The organism is Micromonospora sp. DT41, assembly GCF_049841715.1.
Lineage (GTDB): Bacteria > Actinomycetota > Actinomycetes > Mycobacteriales > Micromonosporaceae > Micromonospora > Micromonospora profundi.
The window spans coordinates 173,794-194,823 of the sequence record NZ_JBNCKU010000001.1 but is presented as its reverse complement, the minus strand read 5'-3'; the positions used below and the strand labels follow the sequence as shown (position 1 = coordinate 194,823).

Annotated in this window: 18 protein-coding genes; 7 read left to right on the top strand and 11 right to left on the bottom strand. The window is 67.5% G+C overall.

Translation table 11 applies throughout. From position 1 onward, the window contains the following. Window positions 1-97 precede the first annotated feature (97 nt). Complete coding sequence (locus tag ACLQ23_RS00820) at window positions 98-790, bottom strand: hypothetical protein (RefSeq protein WP_355592372.1); 693 nt, start codon at window positions 788-790, stop codon at window positions 98-100. Between the two features lie 15 nt (window positions 791-805). Continuing rightward, window positions 806-3,166 (bottom strand): fibronectin type III domain-containing protein, encoded by a 2,361-nt coding sequence (locus ACLQ23_RS00815; RefSeq protein WP_355592370.1) that lies wholly within the window; start codon window positions 3,164-3,166, stop codon window positions 806-808. A 215-nt stretch (window positions 3,167-3,381) separates the two neighbouring features. Between ACLQ23_RS00815 and ACLQ23_RS00810 the strand changes: the two genes are divergently transcribed. After that, window positions 3,382-4,596, top strand: a complete 1,215-nt coding sequence (locus tag ACLQ23_RS00810; RefSeq protein ID WP_425880226.1) for a hypothetical protein — start codon at window positions 3,382-3,384, stop codon at window positions 4,594-4,596. Window positions 4,597-4,617: 21 nt separating this feature from the next. On the opposite strand, the gene ACLQ23_RS00805 is transcribed toward ACLQ23_RS00810, so the two are convergent. Continuing rightward, window positions 4,618-5,046, bottom strand: coding sequence for a VOC family protein (locus ACLQ23_RS00805; RefSeq protein WP_425880225.1), 429 nt, complete (start codon window positions 5,044-5,046; stop codon window positions 4,618-4,620). Window positions 5,047-5,388: 342 nt separating this feature from the next. On the opposite strand from ACLQ23_RS00805, the gene ACLQ23_RS00800 reads away from it, so the two are divergent. After that, entirely contained in the window at window positions 5,389-5,589 is a 201-nt protein-coding gene (locus ACLQ23_RS00800) for a type II toxin-antitoxin system RelE/ParE family toxin (protein WP_425880224.1), read from the top strand. Continuing rightward, entirely contained in the window at window positions 5,582-5,881 is a 300-nt protein-coding gene (locus ACLQ23_RS00795) for a helix-turn-helix domain-containing protein (protein ID WP_355631685.1), read from the top strand. The genes ACLQ23_RS00800 and ACLQ23_RS00795 overlap by 8 nt, the downstream gene beginning before the upstream one ends. 232 nt (window positions 5,882-6,113) lie before the next feature. Here the strand turns inward: ACLQ23_RS00795 and ACLQ23_RS00790 are convergent, their stop codons facing one another. The 8 genes from ACLQ23_RS00790 to ACLQ23_RS00755 all read right to left on the bottom strand — a co-directional run bounded on the left by ACLQ23_RS00790 (window position 6,114) and on the right by ACLQ23_RS00755 (window position 18,876). Beyond that, entirely contained in the window at window positions 6,114-9,002 is a 2,889-nt protein-coding gene (locus ACLQ23_RS00790; RefSeq protein WP_425880223.1) for a M20/M25/M40 family metallo-hydrolase, read from the bottom strand. A 186-nt stretch (window positions 9,003-9,188) separates the two neighbouring features. Then, window positions 9,189-12,275 (bottom strand): DUF3427 domain-containing protein, encoded by a 3,087-nt coding sequence (locus tag ACLQ23_RS00785; protein WP_425880222.1) that lies wholly within the window; start codon window positions 12,273-12,275, stop codon window positions 9,189-9,191. 75 nt (window positions 12,276-12,350) lie between these two features. Then, on the bottom strand, window positions 12,351-13,430 hold the full coding sequence (gene darG / locus ACLQ23_RS00780) for a type II toxin-antitoxin system antitoxin DNA ADP-ribosyl glycohydrolase DarG (RefSeq protein WP_425880221.1): 1,080 nt from the start codon (window positions 13,428-13,430) through the stop codon (window positions 12,351-12,353). Continuing rightward, window positions 13,427-14,077, bottom strand: coding sequence for a type II toxin-antitoxin system toxin DNA ADP-ribosyl transferase DarT (gene darT, locus ACLQ23_RS00775; protein ID WP_355592356.1), 651 nt, complete (start codon window positions 14,075-14,077; stop codon window positions 13,427-13,429). Before darT ends, darG begins: the two co-directional genes overlap by 4 nt. Window positions 14,078-14,119: 42 nt before the next feature. After that, on the bottom strand, window positions 14,120-15,718 hold the full coding sequence (locus ACLQ23_RS00770; RefSeq protein ID WP_355631676.1) for a restriction endonuclease: 1,599 nt from the start codon (window positions 15,716-15,718) through the stop codon (window positions 14,120-14,122). Window positions 15,719-15,877: 159 nt separating this feature from the next. After that, window positions 15,878-16,780, bottom strand: coding sequence for an aminoglycoside phosphotransferase family protein (locus ACLQ23_RS00765; RefSeq protein ID WP_355631673.1), 903 nt, complete (start codon window positions 16,778-16,780; stop codon window positions 15,878-15,880). Further along, on the bottom strand, window positions 16,777-18,237 hold the full coding sequence (locus tag ACLQ23_RS00760) for a helix-turn-helix domain-containing protein (RefSeq protein WP_355631670.1): 1,461 nt from the start codon (window positions 18,235-18,237) through the stop codon (window positions 16,777-16,779). The genes ACLQ23_RS00765 and ACLQ23_RS00760 overlap by 4 nt, the downstream gene beginning before the upstream one ends. 120 nt (window positions 18,238-18,357) lie before the next feature. Further along, window positions 18,358-18,876 (bottom strand): flavoprotein, encoded by a 519-nt coding sequence (locus tag ACLQ23_RS00755; RefSeq protein WP_355631668.1) that lies wholly within the window; start codon window positions 18,874-18,876, stop codon window positions 18,358-18,360. 219 nt (window positions 18,877-19,095) lie between these two features. On the opposite strand from ACLQ23_RS00755, the gene ACLQ23_RS00750 reads away from it, so the two are divergent. From ACLQ23_RS00750 to ACLQ23_RS00735, 4 genes are read left to right on the top strand one after another with little or no spacing between them, the layout of a single operon-like run. Next, the gene (locus ACLQ23_RS00750; RefSeq protein ID WP_355631665.1) at window positions 19,096-19,329 is read left to right on the top strand and encodes a hypothetical protein; all 234 of its coding nucleotides are present in this window, start codon (window positions 19,096-19,098) and stop codon (window positions 19,327-19,329) included. After that, entirely contained in the window at window positions 19,326-19,616 is a 291-nt protein-coding gene (locus tag ACLQ23_RS00745; RefSeq protein WP_355631663.1) for a hypothetical protein, read from the top strand. The genes ACLQ23_RS00750 and ACLQ23_RS00745 overlap by 4 nt, the downstream gene beginning before the upstream one ends. Then, on the top strand, window positions 19,613-20,668 hold the full coding sequence (locus ACLQ23_RS00740; protein WP_355631660.1) for an FAD-binding oxidoreductase: 1,056 nt from the start codon (window positions 19,613-19,615) through the stop codon (window positions 20,666-20,668). Before ACLQ23_RS00745 ends, ACLQ23_RS00740 begins: the two co-directional genes overlap by 4 nt. Further along, window positions 20,668-20,955, top strand: a complete 288-nt coding sequence (locus tag ACLQ23_RS00735) for a hypothetical protein (RefSeq protein ID WP_355631657.1) — start codon at window positions 20,668-20,670, stop codon at window positions 20,953-20,955. The genes ACLQ23_RS00740 and ACLQ23_RS00735 overlap by 1 nt, the downstream gene beginning before the upstream one ends. Window positions 20,956-21,030 lie beyond the last annotated feature (75 nt).

Genomic DNA, 21,030 nt, shown 5'->3' with positions numbered 1-21,030 from the left:
TTTTATCTCTCCGTGGGGTGGGGGGCGCCCCCCGCCCCGCCCCCCCCCCGTTGGGGGGGGGGGCCCCCGCGGCGCTGTCGTGGACGGCGAGCAGGGCTTACGCGTCGAGCGACGCCTTGGCGGCGTCGATGGCGTCGAGCAACTCCTCGCTGTACTCGAAGCCGTCCTCGACGGCAGCCATGTCGACCCCGCATTCGCGCTGCCGCGCCTGCAGCAGCGTCTCCTCGACCGGACTCACCGGGAACGCCAGCGGGTCGAGCTCGGGGGCCCCGGCCAGGTCGTCAACCAGGAGCCACTTGCTGTGTTCGTCGTAGACGACCACACCGGCGGCGATTCCCCTGGTCCACTGGTCGAACAGCGTGGCCAGGCTGGTGGCGGCACAGACCGACTCCCAGGAGTCTTCTGAGACCGGGTAGCGCCAGATCTCGCCCTCGTGCTCGCCCGCGAGGACGAACGTGTAGAGGAGGAAATCGAAGTGGAACAGCGGCAGTTGCTGCCGCCACGGGAACGGCGTGCCGATCGACAGCCCCAGGTAGTCCAGCGCTTCCCCGCCCTCCGGCCAGGGCATGCGCCATCCGACGTTGGGCAGCACCTGCCGGTCGGGCCAGCGCTGTGAGTGCAACCAGGTGAGCTGCTCCGCCACGTGATCCACGTCGAAGATCCGGTGGACCTGATCCGGCGGTCGCCCAGCCGGCTGCTCGGGCTGCTCGGGCCAGTCGAGGCCGGCAGCCGTCGCCGCGACGCGGTACCCGTGCACCGCGTCGCGCAGCACGCGCATGTCATCGAGCATCAGGAAGCTCCTCGGCTACGGGGCCTTGGGGGTCATGCAGAGGCTAGCTCCGCCCCCGCTGACCTTGAAGGCGAAGCTCGGGCCGCCGGCGTCGACCCACGGCTTCACTGGCAACACGACGAACCTCGTTTCGTTTGTCACCTTGCACTTGCCGTAGAACGAGTTGATGTCTCTGGCCTGCGGCAGCGACTCCGTCGTCGGCACCAGCTCGAGGTCGGCGACCTGACCGGTCAGATTGACTGCCTGGTCTGTAGCCCAGAACGGGAATTCGTCGCAGGTCTGACCGGGCACCCGCACGTCGCACGCGTTCGGCTTGAACTGCGCGTCGTTGAACCAGCCGTGGTCGTAGCCCTTGGCGCGCGCTGCCTGACCGTTCACGCTGCGCGCCGGGTAGAACCACACCGCCCGCGTCGGCGGCTGCGGGAACCCGCCGTCACCCATCGCGGCCACGATGTGCTTTCCGGTGTGGATGAGGTCCTCTCCCCGGTAGTTCTTGCCGCCGGGGACGTAGACGATGACGTTGTCGTCACATCCGGCTTTGCCCTGGGTGCCACGCTGGGCCGTACACGCCGCGTCGATGATCCGCTTGAGTCGCGAGTCCTCACTGGAGTCCCACGCGAAGGGGAGATCGCGTTGGTCGGCCACCAGCTTCGTGGTCTTGATGACTTCGGCGTAGACCTTCAGGCTGTTGTACCACTCGCCCTCGTCCAGGCCCCAGTTGTCGAACGTGTCGAAGTCGACGTCGTGCTCGATCGGGTACTCGATGAGACCGTTGACGCCGATCGTGCTGGGGAACAGGATGGCGAGCAGGACGCCCAGCACGACACCGATGCCGATGCCTGCGGCACCGACGACGATCCACGAGGTGCCGGCGGCGGCGGCCGGAGCAAGCGCCACAACCTCCACCGTCTCCGCGATGGGCGCCAGGAGGGTCGCGCAGGCTCCGCTGGCACACCAGGCGATCGGTGCCGTCGCGCCCGGCACCAGCAGGCGGGCCTGCGGGGTGGCGTCCACCGAGGCGATCACCGGGCCGCGGCCGGTCGGGGCCACCGCGAAGAGCATGCTGGTGATGCTGTCCGCGCAGTCGAGCAGCTTCTCGCCCGACGGGGGCAGGAAGGCGTCGAGGCAGCTGCTGTCCGATGCCCGGTAGCAGCCGAGGAAGACCTCCGTGCTGCCGGCGGGTACCGGCACCGCGGCGCGTGAGCTGGCCGCGATGTAGAAGTCGCCACCGGCGCCAGCGCACTGCGACGCCTCGCTGGCGGTCGTTTGTGTGGTCGCCGCCGATACCTCGTCCACATGGACCATCGTGGTGAAGTCACCGGCGAGTTCCCGGGCCACCGTGCCGTCGGCACGCAGCGCCTCGACCCGGAACGCGTACGACGTGTACTCCTCAAGTGGCTCGATCGGGAGCTTGATGACGCTGTCGGCAGTGCACGGGTTGGCCACGTTGCCGTTGCCGTCCACGCAGAGCTGCTCCACGGAGAACTGGTCGTAGATCTGGCCGTCCAGATAGGCGCGGTAGCTCGTCTCGTTGGCGGGCTGCGGGTGCCAGCTGGCGAGGGCGCCCCCCTCGTCGGGGTCCAGGGTCAGACCGGCGTCGACGTCCGGCGGCGGCGGCAACGCGTCCGTCGTGAAGGACGCCGTGGCGGGCGTGGCGGACCTGTTACCGGCCAGGTCGATGGCGACCACGGAGACGGTGTGGTTGCTGGAAGGCTCCAACCCGGTGATCGAGTACGAGCGCGTGCCGACTGTGGTCCGCTGCGCGGTGCCGCCGTCGACGGTGACCTCGTATCCGGCGAGGCCGTAGTTGTCGGTTGCCGCGTTCCAGGTCACCTTGGCGCTGGTCGCCGTGATCGTGCCGACCGTCAGGCCGGGGACGTTGCTCGGCGGGATCAGGTCCACCACTGTGATGTCGCGCAGGATCTTCGCGTACCGATGGGGCTCACGTTCCGCGCGGGAACAGACCTGGACCGGTCCCAGGTGCGGCGGGCGCATGCTGGTGGTCCACGAGGCTGACCAGTTCGTGACACCGGGCGGCGGCGGACCGAAGGTGAAGCTGGACGAGATCGTCTTCTCGATCGAGACGTCCACCATCGTTGCCTGCTTGTGCAGGTAGCCGTTGATGGCGATCTTGCCGTTCGCGTCTACCGAGACCTCCGATCCGGCGATCGGTCCCTCCAGCCGGATGGAGGCGTGGTTGATGTCCTCCGGTACGGACGGGTCGCTGCACGCCGGAAGTTGCTCCTCGGTCACCGCCGCCGGAGTTGCCTGGGCGGAGGGCGGACTGATCAGGGAGACCGGTAGGACGAGCGCGACGGCCAACGCCGTCGCGCGGAGGGACCTGCTGAAATACCGATGACGTGTGTGGTCGGCCATGCCGCTCCATCCCCCGTAATGGATCAATACGGGCACATTCTTTCATCTTGATCTATATTCGGGTCACCCAATATTGCCCGTGCTTCCGAGGTGCGTGGTTGCGGTACGGCGGCAGTGTTACCGTTCGCAAAATCTCCTCTTTCGGGAACAAAGGGAAGCATCGATCCTCGACGCGTTCCCTGTCACGTACATGAGCGGTTGTACCGCGTGTGACCGTGACCTCTGTGGAGTGCCCGACCTGGCGAGCCGCCTGGGCCGAGCTCGAGAACGAGCGGCGCCGGCACGCGTACCGCACCGCGATCGCCACCTGGCGACGACGCGGCGACCACCTGACCCGCCTGCGGATCGAGGCCGCCGGGTTCCTCGGGTGCACGCAGCCACGTACCGGCCTGCCGGTGCACCTCGAGGACGACGAACTCGTCTTCCGGATCCTCCCCGTCGCCGACCTGGTCGAGGCCGAGGCGAGGCATGTCCCCGGCCTACCCGCGCCGGGGGCGCTCACCTGCGCCGAAACGGTGAGCGACACAGTGCCGGCGGGCCTGCGCGTCGTCGACACCGGCATGGCGGTGGTGACCAGCCACCGCATTGCCTTCGCCGGCCGCGAACACCGACGCGAATGGCGATACGCGGAGCTGACCGACGCCGCGCACCACCCCGACGTCCCGGTCACGCTGCTGCCGGACCGCGACACTCTGAGTGGGCTGCGCGTCCCGGCCAACGCCGTGGTCAATTTCCGCTTCTATCTCGCCCTCGCCGTCGCTGCCGCCGCTGGTAACCGCGCTGACGTCGTCGCCCAGGTCGACGCCCTGCTGGCCACCCACCGCCGCGAACGGCCGACGCCGCCACCGTCGGCCGAGCCGGACGAAGCGCCACTGATCGCGGTACGCCCCGACCGCCGGGCCCTCGCCGCCGCAGCCGTCGCGACTGTGGTCGTCGCGACGCTCGGCCCCGCCGTCGGGCCACCGCAGGCAAGGCCGGCACCGCGAACGGCGTCCGCTGTCGTCGCTGTGGTCCCGCCGCGTGCGGTCGGGCCGGTGACGTTCCAGGCGGGTACGACCAGCCTGCCAACTCGCGCAGCGCCCACGCCGGTTACCGGTGCTGCACCGGTCGGGCCGTCGAACCCCACGCAGCCCGCCCGGCCAGTGGTCCCGTCGCGCGCCCCGGCTCCGCCGGCTGCCCCGCCCACCGCTGCTGCCCCGCCCGCTGCTCGGCACACCGCTCCGGTCGCGTCCACCGCACCGGTTCCGCCTACCGCTCCGGCCCCTTCCGCGAGTGTGCCGCCGACACCGGACCTACCCACACCATTGCCGTCGCCCACCGTGACGGAGGTGGCCACCACGCCGCCGCCGGGCGACCTCACGCTGCTGACGGCCTGCCTGGATCCGCTGCTGCCGCTGGTCGACCGGCTGCTCTGCCCGCCGGTCGAGTAGTAGTCCGCTGCTGCTGCCGGGTCAGCCCGCAGCACCGAAGTCGGGGACGGTGAGGGCGCCGTCCGGGCCGAGCGGGAAACCCGGATTCCAGGCGATCTCCCACACGTGACCGTCCGGGTCGGCGAAGCAGCCGGCGTAACCGCCGTAGAACGTCTCCCGCGCCGGCTGGGTCACCTCGGCGCCCGCCTCGATTGCGGTGGCGATCAGCTCGTCGACCTCCGCCCGGGAGCGCACATTCTGGGCCAGTGTCATGGCGCCGGTGCCCGGATCGGTGATGCCGGCGTCCGCGGCGAGTTTGTCGCGGCTCCAGAGGACGAGAGCCAGGCCGCCGGCCTGGAAGAAGACCGTCTCCTCGACCTCCTGGCCACGCCAGCCGAGCTGCTCGTAGAAGGCCTTGGCGCGCGCCACGTCAGCGACCCCGAGAGTGACCAGACTGATTCGCTGTTCCATAGGTAGATCCAATCACTCAGGAGGGGCGGGCGGCTTGGATGCTGGCTCCGTGGTCCGGGCTGAGGTCACGCTAGCGGTGAGGTGTGCCGCGGGGTTTCGTTCGTTCGTCACCCGCTCGGGTTGAAGTCATTGACGACACGCACTTGGGGAGCATGTCCCAACCCTCTCAACCCATAGCATCGACGCTATAGGTTGGGGTAGCGTGGAGCTGGAACCAGAAGTCCGAGACTGGCTGGAGGAACTACCAACCGCCGACTTCGCCCGAGCGGCGTTCTACATCGATCTACTGGCCAACCGAGGCGTGCTGCTCGGTGAGCCGCACAGCAGGCAACTCGACGGCAATTGCGAGAGCTGCGGTTCTACCTGGAGCGCGACGCGGTACGGGTGACGTACTGGATAGCCTCCGATCGGAGGATCATCCTGCTCACGGTGTTCCGCAAGACGCGGATGCGGGAGGACCGGGAGGTCGAGCGGGCTCGCCGCGCATTTGAACGGTGCGTGGCGGAGCGGCACATCGTGAACGAGGGGCAGAGCGATGAGTGATCGCCTGGACTGGAATGACCTGCGCGAGCGCCGAATGGCGGAGCCAGGAGCGGCCGAGACCTACGACGCCACCCGGATAGCGTTCGAGCTTGGTCAGGAGGTGCGTCACCTGCGCGAAGGGCATGGTTGGAGTCAGACCGAACTCGCGCGGGCTGCCGGCATGACCCAGTCTGCGGTGGCCCGCTTCGAGGCTGGCGGCACCGTACCGACTTTGCCGGTCCTGGAACGCCTCGCGCGAGCCCTGGACCGGAGGCTGGACGTCAGGTTCGCGCCGAACGCGGACGCCGCCTGACCGCGCGCCGGCTCGGGTCCGCTCTGACCGGCAGAGACAAGCCCGGGAGGTTCCCGGAACGCGAATGGCACTGCGCGCCACATCGCGCAAAACGGAGTGGAACCATTACCGAGGGCAATGGTTCCACTCCGTTGTCAATGTGCCTCGTACATCGTTGGCGTTGACCCTGAGTCGGGGCGTCCTACCACCGCGTTTGTCCTCTCGTGCGCGCGGAACCTCCGCGTCACACGAGTCACACGATGGAGATCGACCGGATCTGGGTGTTGCCCTTGGTGTCGACGTACACCTTGTGCTCGCCGACGGTGTAGGTGCCAGCGGCGTTGTTGTTGATGGTGAACGTGCCCGTCACAGCAGACTCGCTGCCGTCGATACGGGTCTGCTTCACCGTGATGGTCAACTCGTTCGTGTTGCCCTTCAACTTCTTCACCACAGCCGACGGCTTCGCGTCGGTGACCGCGTTGGCCACTGTCACGTAGACCGCGTCCGGTGACGAGAACTCCGCGTTCTTCTGCCCGTCGCCGAACTGGAAGAAGCCCCGCTGCTCGATGGCCCCGCGACCCGGGAACGGATCCGGGTTCGACGCCAGGTACGTCGGGTTGACCTTGTACAGGTCCGCCTTGGAGTCCGCGAGCTTGGCCTGAACCCCGGTGTACGGCGCGTCGGTGATCGCGAGGTTGACCGACAGGTAGATGGCGTTGGGGTTGTTGGCCGAGATACGCGACGAGAAGAACTTGTCCGCACTCTGCCCGGCAGGAACGGCCAGCGGCACAACCTGGCCGCCGGCGAGAATGTTGAACTGGAAGCCGCCGTAGCCGCCCGCGACGAACTTCGCCCACGCCGCGTCCGACATGTGGCCGGGACGCTCAACCTTGAACTCCAGACGCATCGGCGCCACGTACGTGCTGCTCTGGAACTCCGGGTCGGTCAGGGGCAGGTAGACCCCTCCCGGCTCGTGGCCCAGCGCGAACGCCGCAGCCGTCGGGGCCGAGTTGCCGCGTCCGTTCCACATCGGGATGTTGAACGAGGTGGCGCCGAGCAGCGCCTGGTTGCCCAACTGGTTCGCGCCGACAGCGCCCGACGCGTCCTTGTAGGTGCCGATGGTGACGTCGAGCAGGTCGAGGTCCGCCCGGTCGGCGTTCAGCCCCGGCATGTCCGCCCACATGAACTTGGCGCCGGCCGGCCCGGTGTAGCGGGCCATCTCCAGCATTCCGTCGGCCATCATCTTGGTCATCTGGACCGCCGAGTCGACCTTCATCCGCTCGTTGGCGGTGTGCCACCAGCGCTCGTTGCCGGGGATGACGGCGCCGAAGGCGGTCATCTTGTTGCGGAAGTTGCTGGCCAGGGTGCCACCGGTGGTGCCCTGCGGGTAGACCACGTCGCGCAGGGAGTGCGGGTCCGCGAACTCCTGCGGGTTGTGGTCGATGGTGGCCTGGTAGCTCTTGTACTGCAGAGCCGTCAGCGGGTTGTCGTGGGTGACGTACAACCCGGCGCCGATGGGCGACCCGAGGTTGCCGATGGTGAATCCCTTGCCCTGGAAGGCTTCGGTGACCGCCGCGGTCGCCTGGCCGGAGTCAGCCGCGTTTACGTGCATGCTGCGCACGTACATCGGCATGCTGAGGTTGCCCGTGGCCTCCGTGTAGAAGCTCGTCGGGATCTCCGAGTTGATGTTGGCCATCAGGGCGAGGGTCAGGTTCGGCGTGCCGTTGTTCGGGTTGCGCAACAGGTTCGCCGGGATGCCCATGTACTTGCCGATGTAGGCCTCGCCCTCGACCCCGCCGCGGAAGAACAGGTCGGCGATGCCGTCGGCGGCCTTCTTCAACTGCAGGTCGGCAGTCGTGCTCCCCAACTCGCCGAGGCCCTTGGAGAGGAGGAACATCCCCCACACGACGGCGTTCTTGCCGTACTGCGGGGTGGGCATCTCCATCGCCACGTCAGTGTTGATCTCCAGCGTGAGCGAGTCGCCGGTGATCGTGGTCTGCACCTTGGGCGTGGTGCGGGGAGCGTCCGGGAGCCAACCCTTCGTGGTCGCGGCAGCGGTGATCGCCGACACGAACCTGTCGCGCTCGGCGGAGCTGGCGCCCGCCACGTCGAGGGTGAAGATGGCCCGCGAGGCGATCTGCGTGGTGCTGCCGTACGCGATGTCCTTGAGCGTCGGGTCGCCCTCGCGCAGGGTGACGCCGGCCGTGGCAGCCGTCAACCGGAAGGGCTTGGTGCTGTCCGCCGCCAGGCTCATCGACACGGCCGGGGTCACCGAGCCGGAGTTGCCGACGATGACCGGGAACCGCGAGTCGGAGGTGTACGCCGCGATCGGCATCTCCTCACGGTTGAGGTTCTTGTAGGCCCAGTTGTCGTAGAAGCTCGGGTTCGAGTTGTACGGGATGGACTGGAAGGCGGCGGTGTTCGCCGCCGTAGGCGTACCGGGACCGCCGTCTTCGTAGATTCCCATGACGATGCGGATGCGTCGGTCGAGCGGCAGCCCTGCCTCGAGCAGCGCCTTGGCGGCGAGCAGCGTCGCCAGCGTCGGGCCGCTGTCGTCCTGGATGCCCGCGCCGTAGACCCAGCCGTCCTTGATGTAGGGCGAGTGGTAAGCGCCGGGGGTGCCGAGGTTGCCGTCGGCGTCCCGCCAGCGCGCCAGCTGGGCCGCCGAAACGGAAGACGTCGGCGAGTCCAGGTGGCTCAACGCCATGATCATTTCCGGGGCGTCCGGGTCACCGATCTCGGCGTAGACGTACTTGTCGGCTTGGCGCTGCACGACCACCGGGAAACCGAGGTCGGTGGCCAGCTTGACCACCCAGGCGAGCTTGGCGACCTTGCGGTCGTACTCGTACTGGTTGGCGGGGGTGTTGCTGACCGGGAAGGGGTACGCCGTAGCAGCCGTGCCGCCACGGGAGATGGAGTCGTAGCTCGACCCGTCCAGCATCGCCCCGACCAGGGTGAGCGGGCTGTAGGTGCCGTCTCCCGCCCGGGCGTTGCTGACGCGTCCCGCCAACGCCTCGACCTCGGCGTGGATGGCGTCGCGCTCGGCATCGGTTACGGACAGGTCGTAGGTGACGCTCGGCTGGAAGCGCTCCTCGCCGGAGCTTGTCGCGGACGCGTTGGCCGGAGGGGCAATGGTCGCCACGAGGGTAGTGGCGACCAAGACGGAGAAGATCGATTTCCGTCTGTCTTTCATAGAAACTCCAGTACAGAGGGGATGACGCAGTGGTGACAGCACACACCAGCCGTGCCCCCAGCGGCCGTAACCTGGGATTTCTTGAGGATCATCTGAGATTCGGCTGGACGCTCTGCCGCAGTTCAGGTGCAGTACTTAGGCGGCGATCGTCCGAGCGGTGGCGTACACGTCGGCGGGGAGGGCATGGCGGAGCCGCCACAGGATGCGCATCGGTCGGTCGCCGGTGTGCGACTCGTACGTCATGGTTCCGGCGTACAGGTACGGCGGCGCGCCCAGGTCGCCCTCGGCGATCCGGGTTTCCCGCACGAAGAGGTGCACTGTCGAGCCGCCCGAGGTGTAGCGCCGCCCCGTCGCGGAGGCCGACGAGGTGGTGCTCTGCGACTCCCACTGGAACAGCGTGTCGGTGATGGCCCGGTCGGCGTACATGGTGGTGGGGGAGTAGTGAGCCTCCGACTTGACGAGGGTGACGAAGAACAGATCGGCCTGCGCGTCGGGCAGCCACTTCACCCCCTCGCGCAGTGAGCCCGGGTTGGCCATCCCGAAGGCAGCGCATGCCTCGTTGCGGCTGTAGCGGGCGTGCACCCGCAGCGGCACCTGACCCGGGACGGCGCTGGGTGTGACCCTGTGGATGTGGTCCCGCAGCACGTCGGCGACCTGCCGCAGTTCGGCGCAGCGGGCCGGCTCCTTCCACAGCCGCGCCAGCCGCTCGTCCCGTGTCGCCAGAGGCGCGTTCGGCCCCCACAGGCTGAAGTGCAGCATGTCCAGTAGGCGGCTGTTTCCCGCGTACACCTGCTGACCTGCCGCGGGCGGTCCGGCCGCGACCCGGGTCAGCAGCTCCAGCCGGTCGGGGTCGTCGGTGTGCAGCATGCGACCGATAGCCCGGCCCAGGTCCCGGTCGTCCGGACCGGGCGCGGACGTCTCGATGCCGGCGAGTCGGCGTAGTCCGGTCCAGCCGCCAAGGCTGGCAGACCGGTACACGTCCTCTATCTCCAGGCCGGTCTCCCGCAGGAACGTCGCCAGGTTGACGTCACCGAGTTGCCGCAGCTCGGCCACCAGGCCGGCCTTCGAGGTGGGCAGCGCATTCTTCAGGTTGGCGAGTACCAGATCCTTGGCGACCCGGTCCAACTCGATGTGGCAGCCGCTGGGCAGGCTCGGGAAATCGTCCTGGACCGCCTGTCTGATGGCCCGCCGGCTCACCCGGGTCAGGGCTCGCCACCGCAGGTCGAAGCGGAAGTTGGCGTGCTGCCCGCCGATGAAGTCGAGCACGGTCAGGCACGGCTTGTCGTCGTCCAGGCGCAGGCCACGGCCGAGCTGTTGCAGGAAGATCGTGGCGCTCTCGGTGGGCCGCAGCATCAGGATCGTGTCGACCATCGGCAGGTCGACACCCTCGTTGAACAGGTCCACCGTGAAGAGCACCCGCAGCTTGCCGGCCTTGAAGTCCCGCAGCAGTCCCGCCCGGGTGGCGCGGTCCGCTCGTGAGGTCACCGCCGCCGACGGTACGCCGTGCTGGCTGAACCAGTCGGCCATGAACTCCGCGTGCCCGATGCTCACGCAGAACCCGAGCGCCCGCATCCGCCCAACGTCCACCTTGTCGCGAACGGCCCGCAGCACCGACCGCGCCCGAGCGTGGTTGCCGGTGTAGAGGCCGTCCAACTCTGTCAGGTCGTAGCCCTGCCCGCGCTTCCAGGTCACCTGCGACAGGTCCACGTCGTCGTGCAGGCCGAAATACTGGAACGGCGCCAGCAACTGCCGCTCCAACGCGTCCCACAGATGCAGCTCAACGGCCGCGCGGCCGTCGAACCACCGGCGCACGTCGCCGCCGTCCGCCCGGTCGGGGGTCGCGGTCAGTCCCAGGAGTACGCGGGGACGCAGCCGCTCCAACAGCCGCGCGTACGTCGGTGCCTCCGCGTGGTGGAACTCGTCGACGATCACCATGTCGTACGCCTCGGGGTCGACCTCGCGGCGGTGCAGCGACTGGATGGAGGCGAAGACGTGCTTCCAGCCGTTCGGCTTCTCGCCCGCGACGAGCGTCTCGCCGAAACTGCCGTCCCCCATCACCTGCCGGAACGTCGACAGGCTCTGCCGCAGAATCTGCTCTTGGTGGGCGACGAAGAGCAGCGAATCCGCCCTTTTGCTGCGGTGCAGCCGGCGGTAGTCGAGGGCAGCGACGACGGTCTTGCCGGTGCCTGTCGCCATCACCACGAGGTTGCGCCAACGCCCGTGCACCAGACGCTCGGCGTCCAGGTCGGCAAGGATCTCCGCCTGGTACGGGTACGGGCGCACGTCCAGGTTCGAAATCTCGGTCGCTGCGTCGTCGCGGCGCTCACCGCTTAACGCGTGCCGTAGCCGCTCGGCATCCCTGGTCGCGTCGTACGCCTCGAATGCCGGATCGTTCCAGTAGTCCTCGAACGTTGCCGCGAACGTGTCGATGACGTGCGGCTGCTCCATGTTCGAGATGCGGACGTTCCACTCCACGCCGTCCACAAGTGCGGTCTTCGACAGGTTCGACGAGCCGACGTACGCGGTGGTGGTGCCGTTGGACCGGCGGAACAGCCATGCCTTGGCGTGCAGGCGGGTGGTCCTCGTTTCGTACGAAACCTTGACCTCAGCGCCCAGCTCGGCGAGCCGATCCAGCGCTCGTTGATCGGTGGCACCGAGGTAGGTCGTGGTGATGACGCGGACTCGGCCGCCACGGGCGATCAGCTCGCGGAGGGCTGGCTCGACGATGCGCAGGCCGTACCACTTGATGAACGCGCAGAGCAGGTCGACGCTCTCGGCCGACGCCATCTCGTGGTTGACCTCGTGGCCGATGCGGGGCTGGTGACGGCCGTTGACCAGCAGCGCGCCGGTGGAGAGTGGAGTGGTGGGGCGCTGCGGGAAGGCTGGTAGCGCGGGAGGGGTTGGCGGGGCCGCGATGGCGTGGAGCAGGTGCTTGGCGTCGGTTACCTGATCCTGGTCCGTTGCTGCCTTTGGGCTCAGGGTGGCGATGGCATCGGCGATGCGATTCGCCAGCTCGACCTGGTGGTGGAGCTTGTCGTCACCGCTCGGGACAGCTTGCAGAGCACGGGCGGCCAGGGCGGCGATGTGACGGGCGAGGGTGTGGTGGGCGTCGGCGGGGTCGAGCTTGTGGCGTTGGATCTGATCGGGGTCGACGTGCTGGAGGCGATCGGCCAGCTCACGGGTGATCAGGTGCTCGTAGACGCCCCGCTCAAGATCCGTCACGCAGGCACGGTAACTCTTTCCGAAGCGGCGCTGCCCTCCGCCACGCTGTCGGAAATTAACCCGGGGCTTCGCAAACTATGCGTTGGTCAGCAAGGGCAGCAGCCCCGCTGACTGCAATCGGTTGTACGCCATCCGGATGTGGGCTGGCGTGAACAGCCTCGCCTTGCGGCCGCTCCAGGCCTGCACCCGCTCGATCAGTTCATCGAGATCGTTGGTCTTTGGATCCAGTTCGGCGGCGTAGTGCACAGTTGCCAGAAGTTCGAGGCTGTACGGTGCTTCGAAGCCCTCAATGAGGCTAGCCAGCCGCTCCAGCGACTGCAGCGCTGGTGAGACGAGAGGCTCGAACCGCGATGACAGCGCCTCTGTCGTCCCGGCGGTCAGTCGGATTGGCTGAAGGTACTCGACCCTATCGCTGCGATCACCGAAGCCGATGAGGTAGTGGCCTTCGAGCCTGTCGAGCACATGGTTCAGATTGTCCGCGTACGGCCCGTATCGTCCTCGGGTGAACTTGAGTCGGAGCGGTTGCCCCAAGATTTGAAGGAAGTAGGCAATCTTCTGGATCTCAAGCACGGTCACCCCGTCCCGAGGTTCGAGCGCCCGTGCACGCTCCAGGTAGCGGTCGATAGCGCACAGCAAGGTGGCGCGACCTGGAGTGAGCGGAGGTTTGGTGGTTGCCACCGGCATGTCCGCGGGATCTGGGGCGCCTTCCGGTGGAAACAGCAGCACCCGAACGTCTGGGAGGGCCGCGAAGGACCGTTCTATCAACGGCCGGACTTCGTCCCAGTCAAGACCGCCGTTGCCGCAACCGAGCGCCGGTATGGCCACCGAGGAGATTCCACGCTCACGGATGACTCGGACGAGGTCATTGAGGCCTGCCTGGATGTCCGACACCCTTGAGTTGGTACGCCAGTGCCCCTTCGTTGGAAAGTTGATCACATAGCGGCGTGGCCCTAAGAGAGCCGAGTCGAATAGGAATATTCGACCCAGTTGGACCTCTTTGGCGGCGCATGCTGCGCGGTAGGCGGCGTAGTTCGCCGGGTAGGCGCGCTTGAACTGCAGGGCTATCCCCTTGCCCATCACACCCACGGTGTTGACGGTGTTGACCAGAGCTTCGACGTCGGCGGTCAGCAGGTTGCCGTGAGCGATGACAATCATGTGCGCGCCTCCCCTCGCAGGAATCCGTAGTACCAGTCGGGCCTGACATCAACGTACGCGTCGATGATGCCAGCATCCCGTAAGACCCGCCTCAGCTGCTGCTGCCGAGCCGGTGTCCTTACGACGTAGCCCGCCAGCAGGTCGAGAGGGAACTCACGGTGGACCAGCAACTCCGCCATGCGGCGTCGGACTCGGTCGGGGTCTTCCGGCAGGTTCTTCCAGATGCGCTCCCTCATCAACGCCCAGTCAACGAGCTCGGCCATCTCCTCTACATTGCTGGAGAACCTGGTCAAGCTTGCAGCACAGTTGCCGTCGCTGGCGACCCACCTCAGCCCGGCCTCGTGCACGCGGTCGAGGGAACTGACCATGTAGACGAGCGGATCGTCCCCGTCTGGGTAGCAACCAACCTTTCCGTCCTGATGCTCGCGGGCAATCCGGTACATCATCGGTGAGCGAGGGGCGAAGTAAAAAGGTACGTAGTTGGCGACCGATCCGCCCGGCGGGCATGTCACTACGCGCTGGCGTCTACTGGCCTTGATGTCCGGAGCCCCTACGTTTGTTGCCAAGCGGTCGCCCACCGCATTCTCGGCGATAAGTCGGCCCGTGGAGAGGATGGCTGGCAGGTTGTCCACATGCGTGAAGTGCATGATCCGGGCGTGCGTTGGCCCAGTGGCCGGTCCGGGCATCGATCAATCCAGGTCGCTCGGGTCGATTCGTGCCTTCACGTCGCCATGTTCCGCGAGTAGGTAGAGCAAATTCGAGCCGTCGATCAGCTCGAGCGGTTTACCGGACGCGAACTCGTACGAAGCGGGGCCGTATCCGCTCGTTGTAACCAAGATCCCCTTGGATGCGCCCTCGTTTTGAAGCGTGCCGTAGAGGTCGCGGACGGCGGAAACATCGACGGTGTTGCGGTAACGCTTTGCCTGAATGACGACCTTGCCGCCGAAAATTGGGCGAGGGTCGAAGGCGACACAGTCCACACCCCCGTCTCGGGATGCGCGCGTCTGCTTAGTGTCGAGCCCCATCTTCGCGAAGAGGTTCTGAATTAGACTCTCGAACTCGCCGGGCGTCAGCCTTAGGAGATTTGGGCGCTGGTCGAGGTCAGCAAGCACGTCTACCTCATCAACGAAGCGCTTGTCGACCATGTCAAACTCCAGCACCGGCCGAACTGGCGAGAGCGCATCGGGACGCTTGGACACTGAGGCATTGAGGTGTTGCAGGCAGGCGGCTGGTTCGACTTTTCGAAGGTTTAGTGCGGTAAACATCTCGCGAGTTGTGCGAAGTGTAACTAGGCACGGGCGGATAGCAACACCAGTGCGCGGGTCGGTCGTTTCAACGATGCCGTTGAAGACGATCGCGCTGATGAGCCCGGCGCGGTCGGATTCGAAAAGCTCGTGGATAGTCCGCAACGTAGTCTGCGCCACGATGCTCGCGTAACGTTCCTTTATCTCCTTTGCTGGGCGCGCAGCGGTGCTGATCTCATCGCGCGCCTTAATGTAGCGGTACTCCCGCACACCTGGGATAACCTCCAACGTCGGAAGGTGGTATTCCACCACGAGTTGGTGAGACTCCGGCACATACGCGATGCGGTAGTGCTGGGGAAAGTCGTCGGGGTAGACGGAGTTGCCCAGCACCAACCCGAAGTATTCGACTACCGCTGCGGGATCCGCGGCAGCTAACGCGGCGGCGAAGCGGTCGACCTCGGCGTTGTGCGCTGCGGCTTCGGCCTCGACCTTCGCGCGGCCCTGCTGATAGCGCTGGTGAGCGGCGGCCAGCCGACGCTGTCGGTCGGACTCTGCCGCCACGTGTTGCGCCTTCGCCTGCTCGAAGGCGTACCGGGCATGGGCTTGCTGTTGTTCAAACTTGGCCTGGCCCCCGAACAGCTTCCCGATGAGCGACGGGGCGGACGGTTCGAAACGTCGCCAATCCGGCGGAGGCAAAGGTTTGGCGAGGGCCCCGGGTTTGAAGGGCGGGTGCTTCACGTTCTTACGAAGGCGCCGAAGGTCAATGTAGTCGGCCACGTCGAGAGTGGCCACGAGCAGTGCGTCAAGCTCATCCACGTGCGCTTGCAAGTCCGAGTTGTTCGCCGCCACCTCGGCAATGCGGGCCTCCGTGTAGAGCCGCTTGCGTTCCCGCGCATCGGCGGCGGATGCACGCTCGGCGGCCTTTCTGGCGCGCTCAGCCTCTCGGTGAATGTGCTGATGGTGTCGGTAAGCGGCGGTCTGGGCTTGCCTTTGGACGCGGGCTTGGCGTGCCTGCGCCCGCTGCATCTCCTTGAGGATCCCCACGTCATTCCTAATCTCGCGGCGACTGCGGCCCGCACACCCTAACCAGCGATCTCGTAAGGCGGTGAGCGATTCGGGGGCGCGTCGGTGAAGCCGGCGGATCGGTACGTCCTATTGTGCGCATTAACTAGCGTTCTCGGTGTCGGATTTCGGACACGCTCGTCATTCGGCGAGGTTGGCGTATGGCGTCCAAAGAGTCTCATGATCTCCGTTTCGGATCGTGCGGAGACGCTTGCTGAATTCGTCAGCGACTTTTGGTGAAGTTGCCAAGAGGGGTGTGGCTGCTGCGATCATCTTCAGTTCGCGTGCGTGTCGCAAGAGCACCCACCAATGATCTTGAACGACGTTGGAACCGTAGGCGGCGGCCAAAGAAGAATGTTTGCCGGTGCCTCCAAATCGCGCCTCGCCGACTGCGACCGCTGCTAGATCAACCTGCCACGGGCCGACGCATGTGGCGTCGAAGTCACACATCACGGTCCGCCCCGACGACTCCCGGAGGAGGTTACCGACGTGGGCGTCGCCGTGGATGAGCGTCCGCGTTCCGTGCTCGTTCAAGGCCGCGACTTCTGGCTCCAGACGGTCACACCAGTCGACCAGGAAGTTCCGGTCGGGGTTGCTGAGTCCGTCCGCGTCGGCCAGCCGTAGCCTGGCGTCGCCAATCGGATCCCAAGTGGGTAGCGGAAACGGGGGCACACCCAGAGCATGAAATTCGCGCAGCACCGCGCCGAGGTCTTCGACCGTCAGAGCAGACGGACACGGCGGGACGTATTGCCACACCGAAGCGACCAGGTCCCCGAACTCGATTGGCTGCTTAACGCCCCGCGCTAGGCGGATCGTCGGCGCATCGATCTCAGCGAACCACCGACCGAGCTGGACAACCTTCGTCACCCTGCCCCGGAGTTGATGGGTCCGCGCAGTCCGGATGACGATTCCTGCCCTGGGCAGCGCGAAGACGGCGTTGTTGGTCAACTGCAGCAACTGGGCGCCCTCAGGGGACAGGTCTAGCGCGGCGGCGATGTCCTGCATTGCCGCCGTCATAGCCTCCTTAGAGAACCGCCCGCTCATGCTGCTGTCGCAGCCCGAGCGGTTAGCACACGATCGAACTCGGCCACCTCGGGCAGCGCCCGATGCCGCGCGAGGTCGCGACGCAGATTGACGACCCGATCGATCACCCGCTTGGAGCTCATCGCCTGCGACTTCTTCACCACCCTGGCGCCGACCGCGAGCGCTTGCTCGGGCTCGTCGGCGAGGAACAACGCGCTGCACAGGCCAACCTCGTTCAGCACTGTGCTTCGCACGTTCGCCGGACCGAATGCGGCGATCGCATCCTCAACCCACCTCACCGCTTCGGATGCCTGTCCGCTATCTCGCCGCGCCCTGTCTCGGTAGACACGGCCGTACTGAGCGAACAGTTCGCCCTGGTCGTAGAAGCCCATCCAATCCGGCTCACGCTCGTTCTGGATGCGCTCGAACGCGTCGCTGGCCTTGCCGAGAGTGGTTACTGCGTTCTGGTGATCCCCGAGCGCGGCAATCGAGGCGGCTTCCGCGCCAAAGAGCAGGGCCTCGACTGCCGGGGTTGCGTGCGGCCCGAGCTGCGCATGAGCGAGTTGCAGCGTTGCGAGCGCGTCCCGGTTGTGCCGGAGGTGTTGAAGCTGCTTGGCCTGTGAGTACCGGATCATCGCAGCCAGCGGCACGTCCCCTGCCGTCAGCGCGGCCCGCTCGCCCGCCACGAAGTGCCGCTGCGCGTCAGCATGCCGGCCTGCATCGAGAGCGGTCCACCCCGCCAGATGCCGAGCTGCCGCCACCGCCGCGACGAGGCGCGGGGTGAGCCCGGCCGGGTGCGACCAGTCGAGCATCCGGTATACCGACTCAGCGAATCGGGCGACTTCCCGGTACAACAGGCCGCCGCCGCATTCGTAGTCGACGGAACGGTAAAGCTCCAGGACCGCGTTCAGTCGAGCGACATCGGCAGCGCCGACGCGTCGGGGTTGAACGATCTCGGTGCTTCCGAGCAGCCCAGCGCCTGCGGCCACCGCGGCGATGCCGGCCAGCAGCGTCCGCCTACCTTCGTCGGGTCCGCCACTGCGAGGCGCGACTGAGGTGCTGGCGGCTTGACCGTTCTCGCTCGCTCGGTGAGTTCGACCAGGGAGCGCGAACCACAGGTGTGCCTCGGGGATGTGGAGCACCTGCGCCCAGTGCGACAGCCGGTCCAGGTGCACCAGCGGAGGCCCGTTCTCTACCCGACTCAACTGTGCCTGCGTGATCCCCAGCCAGCCAGCCACCACGGTCTGCGGCAAGGCGACCCGCCCGTGGTACGGATGGCAGCGGTAGGCCCGGATCACCCGCCCCAGATGCCGCTCTGCCAGCGCCCGCCGGACCGGCTCGTGGTTCCAGAAACTCGCCGGCACCACCGGTGGCGCGCTCAACCGGTCGCGTTCGGCGGCCTGGCACGGCGTACACCGTCCGCTGTCGTTGTCCCGGGCCAGTCGTCCGCCGCACCGGGGGCAGTCCGCAGGGGTCACCGGCGGCTCCATCCGTCTCGCCTCATCAAGCCTGTCCATTGAACACGGTGTGTAGAGGTTCGGTATACGCGCGACGCATATCCGAGGCTCGCCGGATCGCGCAGACAGAGGGGCGTCTGCTCAGGGCTGACGTATTGAGCGCAGCGCCTCGATGACCACGGTCCACCGAACCGGCCCGTGTGCCAGGTCGAGCACCTTCCCGTCAGCGACGTGCACGCCGGCAGCGCGCAGCACCGCCAGGTGACCGGCGTACGCCGGATGCGCGGCCAACTCCGCCTTGACATGCGGGACGGCAAGGATCGGTAGACCCGCCCCCAGCGATTCGTTGAGGATGCCGAGCGCCAACGTGTCGTTGATGCCCAGCGCCCACTTCGCCATCGTGTTGAACGTGACCGGTGCGGCCAGCACCGCGTCGGCCGGCGGGTGTGGCTCGGGGTCGCCGGGCATCCGCCACTCCACGCGTACGAGATAGCCGGTCTTGTCTTGCAGGGCCTCCCGATCGAGCCATGGCCCGGCGGTGGGGCTGACGATCAGGCATACCCGCCATCCGTCGGTGATCAGCAGATCGACCAACTCGTGGATGTGTTCCGCCGGGCCCGCGGCGCAGACGACCAGGTACAGCACCGGGCGTTCCGTCATGCCCGCAGTCTGCCCGACCGGGACGGTAGGTAGTGGACCGCATGCGAACTGCGCATGCCCTCGACGATCACTGTGACATGCCCCCGTACCTGGTCAACCACGAGGGTCGACGCATGGCCCGGGGCGGGTGCTGGCTCCGGGGCTGCGCCGACCCGAACGGCGCAGCTCCGCTCCCGCCCGCCCCGGCGCCGCATCATCCGTCAACGTCTCGGAGCCGGCATGCCCACCCTGATCGACGACTTTCCGGTCCTCACGCCCGTCACCGACGAGGATCTGTGCATCGCGCTGCGGGCGGTCACCGTCCACGTCCCCGAGAGCTGGCCGCAGGGCGAGTTGTGCCGCAGCGAACGCGTCCCGTTTCCGTGTCGGCTCGCCCGTTGGGGGTGGGCGACCATGGAAGCCGCCGGCTTCAGCGAGGCGCAGCGTCAGCTCGGCCAGGGGCCGGCGGCATGACGCCAGGAGAGGCGGTCGGCCAGTGGCTGCGGCTCGTCGTGGCGGACGCGGAGCTGTCGCCGTACCTCATCGGGGTTGACCTGGGCCGACTCGCCGCGCACCTCACCGCGGGCCTGGAGAACGCGCTGGCCGGAGGAGCAATGCCGAGCGACGGCTGGCGGGGTCTGGGGTTGTCGGAGGCGCAGCATCGGAGAGTCGTCGACTACCTGGCGGGGGTGCTGTGGGCGGCCGATCTGCCGGATGGCCAGATCGCCCGGGTGCGGCGGGCGTTCGAGGTGCTCGCGTGAACTTCACCGACGCGTGGACGTCGGTTGTTGACCGGGCCGCCGGTGACTTCTGGCGGACCATGGAGGATCGGAGTCCCGGGCTGGTTCCCGAACGGGTGGCGCCGCTTCTCTTCCACACGCTGGGTCAGCTCATGCTCGGTAGCGACGACCGGGCAGGCCGGGCGGCGCTGCTGGTGGTGCTCGGCCGCGCGTACCGTCGCTACGACCTGCTCCCACACGCCCTCACCATCGGGGACGCGCTGCTCGCGACGGTGGCCCGGCATGCCCATCCACTATGGACAGCCCCACTCGCCTTCGCCGGGGAGCGCGCCGTGGACCGCGCCACGCACGCCGTGCGTCGCGCCGCCGCCCGCGTCGGCGACGGTCCGGCCTGGTGGCCAGCCCAGGTGATCGGCCACGAACGGCCATCACCCGGCATCGCCATCCTGACGGTACGTCCCTGGCGACGCCTGCCCCACCAGCCTGGCCAGGCCGTTCCGGTCTGCACACCACGCCTGCCCGGGCGTTGGCGCTGGCTCTGCCCGGCCAACGCCCCACGCGTCGACGGCACCGTCGAGCTGCACGTCCGCGCCGTACCCGCCGGCACCGTCTCCCACCACCTGACCCATGAGGTACGCCCCGGCGAGCTGATCTGGCTCGGCCCACCCGCCAACACCGGGCTGGGCCTGCATGGCGGTGATCTGCTGCTCGTCGCCGGCGGCACCGGCCTGGCGCCGCTGCGCGCCCTGGTCGAACAGGTCGCCGCCGCACCCGACGGTCGGCGGGTGACGCTGGTCGTCGGGGCGCGCACCTTCACCGACCTGTACGACGCGATCACCCTCGACAAGCTGCAACGCGCCCACGACTGGCTGACCGTCGTACCGGCGTTCTCGCACGATCCCAGCGCCGAGCCGGCCGAACAGGGCGACGCCCTCACCATCGCGCTCGACTTCCACCGTGCCGACCAGGAGGTCTACGTCTGCGGGCCGCCCGCGATGCTGGCGGGCGCCCGACCACGACTGCGCGCCCTCGGCATCCCGGCCGCCCGCGTCCACCTGCCCGTATCGCAGTGATGGGCGTCTACCGCAGTCGGCATACCCTGACCGGTCGGCTCACCTCCGACCGGATCGCCGCTCTCGACCTGCCCCGCACCCGGCTCGGTCGCCGCGGCTACGAACCCGAGCACGTCCACGCGCTGCTGCACCGCCTCGCCCACGAGCTGGACGAACAGGGTCGCCAACTCGACCTCGTTGAGGCCGAGAACCACCGCATCAAAGACGCATTGCACGCCTGGCAGACCCACCAGGCCAGGATCCGGCAGGAGCAGGGTCGGCACGGAGAGCTTCCCCGAACTGGTTGATGCCGGTGAGTTGTCAGAATGACTCACACGCATCACGCTCGTCAGCACAAGGCCGGCCGGGTGATGCCGGTGCCC

Bases quoted from the DNA above. Each gene is read 5' to 3' on its own strand.
- ACLQ23_RS00820 (WP_355592372.1), bottom strand. From the start codon at position 790: ATGCTCGATGACATGCGCGTGCTGCGCGACGCGGTGCACGGGTACCGC.
- ACLQ23_RS00815 (WP_355592370.1), bottom strand. From the start codon at position 3,166: ATGGCCGACCACACACGTCATCGGTATTTCAGCAGGTCCCTCCGCGCG.
- ACLQ23_RS00805 (WP_425880225.1), bottom strand. From the start codon at position 5,046: ATGGAACAGCGAATCAGTCTGGTCACTCTCGGGGTCGCTGACGTGGCG.
- ACLQ23_RS00795 (WP_355631685.1), top strand. From the start codon at position 5,582: ATGAGTGATCGCCTGGACTGGAATGACCTGCGCGAGCGCCGAATGGCG.
- darG (WP_425880221.1), bottom strand. From the start codon at position 13,430: ATGATTGTCATCGCTCACGGCAACCTGCTGACCGCCGACGTCGAAGCT.
- darT (WP_355592356.1), bottom strand. From the start codon at position 14,077: ATGCACTTCACGCATGTGGACAACCTGCCAGCCATCCTCTCCACGGGC.
- ACLQ23_RS00765 (WP_355631673.1), bottom strand. From the start codon at position 16,780: ATGAGCGGGCGGTTCTCTAAGGAGGCTATGACGGCGGCAATGCAGGAC.
- ACLQ23_RS00755 (WP_355631668.1), bottom strand. From the start codon at position 18,876: ATGACGGAACGCCCGGTGCTGTACCTGGTCGTCTGCGCCGCGGGCCCG.
- ACLQ23_RS00750 (WP_355631665.1), top strand. From the start codon at position 19,096: ATGCCCACCCTGATCGACGACTTTCCGGTCCTCACGCCCGTCACCGAC.
- ACLQ23_RS00745 (WP_355631663.1), top strand. From the start codon at position 19,326: ATGACGCCAGGAGAGGCGGTCGGCCAGTGGCTGCGGCTCGTCGTGGCG.
- ACLQ23_RS00735 (WP_355631657.1), top strand. From the start codon at position 20,668: ATGGGCGTCTACCGCAGTCGGCATACCCTGACCGGTCGGCTCACCTCC.